The following is a 3113-nucleotide window of genomic DNA, read 5'->3' on the forward strand; positions in this document are numbered from 1 at the left end:
GCCGAAGATATCGCGCTGACTATCCACGCTCACCCGACGCTGCACGAGTCGGTTGGCCTGGCGGCAGAAATCTTTGAAGGCAGCATCACCGATCTGCCTAACCCGAAAGCGAAGAAAAAGTAAGTCTTGCGCGGGTAAGAACGACGCTAACGGCTCCGAAAGGGGCCGTTTTTTTATTGGTCGGGAATAAAGGAAGGATAGGTTTATCCTGTGATGTTTTGCGATCAAGTAATAAAGGCTGGCGGGCGTCGGTTGTTATTCTCTAAAAAGTTTGTGAATCAAGATAATAGCGTTTTTAAAAAGTAGGATGGATGGGGGGATTTTTAAGCGTTATTTTTTGCTTTTGATATCATTGATATAAAATTAGCGCGTTCCCCGCGCTGGCAGAGATAAACCGGCCGGATACGGCGTCAGAATGACTGACGCCGGCTGTTCGGTGATTACCGCAACGGATGACATGGCAGCGTATCAACAGGCCGGTTTTCTGGCCTGTTTTTTATCTCCTGCTGCATTCGTCTGCAAGGCTAGAACGTTGTCCATCCCTCCTGCGGTTCTGACGTATTCAGCGGTTTTAGATCGGGCGCTTTGATGGCAGGCTTGTTCCCGTCCTGATCGTTCCGTTTAGACTGGCGACCTGTGCTGTTTATACGGAACACGGCAACCGCCTCCGTTAAGCGACCGGATAGTTCTTCCAGCGCAGCCGCTGCGGTGGCCGATTGCTCAACCAGTGAAGCGTTCTGCTGGGTCACCTGATCCATTTCTGAGACAGCGACAGCAATCTGATCGATACCCCGGCTCTGCTCTTCTGAAGCCGAGGCAATTTCGGACATGATGCCGGTCACCTCGGTTACCGCTTTCACTATCTCGTTCATCGTTTCCCCTGCTGTGCTCACAAGGCTCGTCCCGGCTTCCACCTTGCTTGCGGACTCTTCGATCAGCCCCTTGATTTCTTTAGCAGCCTGCGCGCTGCGGTGCGCCAGATTACGGACTTCCCCTGCCACAACCGCGAATCCGCGCCCCTGCTCACCCGCGCGGGCTGCTTCCACCGCTGCATTCAGCGCGAGAATGTTTGTCTGAAAGGCAATGCCGTCAATTACGCTAATAATCTCAGAAATTTTCTGCGAGCTGGTGACGATATCATTCATGGTGCTGACTACGTTATCCACGACTGTGCCGCCGCGCTGGGCAATGCCGGTGGCATTACGTGCAAGCTTGCTTGCCTGAGCGGCATTTTCCGCGTTCTGCTTCACCGTCGCCGTCAGCTCCTCCATACTCGCTGCCGTTTCCTCCAGCGAGGCCGCCTGCTGCTCGGTTCGTGAGGAAAGATCGTTATTACCCTGTGAAATCTCACTCGCACCGCTAAAAATGGCGTCTGCGCTGTTGCGTACTTCCCCCACTGTCACCGTAAGCGCTGCCTGCATATTTCTCAGGCCTGCGGCCAACTGCCCCATCTCATTGGTGCCGTCAACTTCAATTACGGAAACAAGATCCCCACCGGCAAAAGAGCGGATATTTTCGAGGAGTTTGTTGAGGGGAATAATGAGTATTTTCCGAAGCCCATACCAGGCGAGGAGGGCCATAAAAACGGTGAAAGAAAGCGTTGTAATCAGTATCCAGAGATTGACTTCATAATTACGTTGAATGTTTTCAGTTCCCTGTAAAAGTTTTTCCCGGTTATTTTTGTAATACTGATTTAACTGTGTCTGAAAATCGTCCTGGTATTTTTGTGCAGGGTAATCCAGGAACTGCTGTATTTCCTTTTTCTCCAGCTGGATAGCCATTTCAGAAAGCGCTTTATGAAAATCGGCATAGCTTCTATCTAACTGTTTAAACGCTTCTTTATCCTGCGCCAGTCCGTTGAGTATATCATTATAGTCTTTCCAGAAACGTTCGGCGTTACTGAGGTAGCTTCTGCTGTCATGGATAAGCGACTGAAAGAGTGTGTTTATCTCATCCTGATTGTTGTTATCTGCATATGCCTCAAGCGCAAGGAAATAAGTAGCTGCCCGGTTCAGGGCATTTCTTGTCTGTAATAATGCCGCCCATGACTGATTCAATGCCACCTGTTCGTTTTGGATAGTCTGCTGCTCATGAAAGGCATTATTTGCGTGTTTATTTCCAATGAGGGAAATCCCCCCGGTCGCCATTTGCAGCAAAGTAAATATCAGCAATACTGCAAACAATCCTGTAACAATTCGAATACGTTTCAGCATATAAAAATCTCCATCAGCCTTCCATGCGTTCTTTCTGTGAACGTTGATCGTTAAAGAATCTATCGGCTTGCGAAAAAAAAACTTACATTTTTTTTGTGATTTTTTTGCCTGTCAGGCGAGCGTGAGGGGATGGTTTATATAGTTGCCGCATCACTTCATAAAGATGTGTAAAAAATAAATTCATGCAAAATTTCCTACTCTCTTTTTTAGGCGCTACGCAGAAAAAGAGGGCAGCGAACGGCTGGTTGGATCCAGCCGACGGCGATTAACTGTTCGTAAGCAGCTTACACACATCAGCGCTGATATTGACAACCGTTCCAGGGTAGGCGGAACAGATAGAATCGATGGTAGCTATGCATGATGCAATTTTTTCTGAAACCGCCTGTATGAGTACGGTTTGTGGTGAAGAAATAGCGCCACGCTCAGTTCAAAGCAAAAAACATGTTCTTCATGAGGGGATAAACCGGGATTGTCAGACAAGCTCTGGAGATGTCAGGGTGTTCCCCGCGTCAGCAGGAATAAACCGCTGGCTGAAATAGATGGCATTTTTATCAACGTAAGCGTTTAGGGGCAGGGAGAACAGACAGAGTTGACTGCCGCACAGGCAGCTTATGGCAGCGGCTCTACCAAAGAAATAAACAGGCGATATAAAAGCGCAGCCTTTTGCCTGTACTGCTGTTGGAGAATTTCAATAAACCCCCTCTATCTTGCAGCGCAATGTAATTAACTAAAACTATTTATATATGACAAACAGTGATTTCTTATAGCAAAATGTATATTTTATTATCTTCTGTTGCTACTACCTGATTTTTACTGTCATAAATAATTCCCAAAGTCGCAATAATTATCAAACATCTTTTTGCTGGTTCTGTCTCTGCAATAACCTCTTTGATATAAGGC

Annotated in this window: 2 protein-coding genes; one reads left to right on the forward strand and one right to left on the reverse strand. The window is 47.4% G+C overall.

Translation table 11 applies throughout. The features are described 5' to 3' along the window. The coding region (locus MYY08_RS17330; RefSeq protein WP_288015119.1) for a hypothetical protein at positions 1-123 on the forward strand (123 nt) is incomplete at its 5' end. A gap of 401 nt (positions 124-524) precedes the next feature. Here MYY08_RS17330 and MYY08_RS17335 read toward each other — a convergent pair. Continuing rightward, on the reverse strand, positions 525-2213 hold the full coding sequence (locus MYY08_RS17335) for a methyl-accepting chemotaxis protein (protein ID WP_288015117.1): 1689 nt from the start codon (positions 2211-2213) through the stop codon (positions 525-527). Positions 2214-3113: the final 900 nt, after the last annotated feature.

Source organism: Mixta sp. (genome assembly GCF_024610815.1).
Classification (GTDB): Bacteria; Pseudomonadota; Gammaproteobacteria; order Enterobacterales; family Enterobacteriaceae; genus Mixta; species Mixta calida.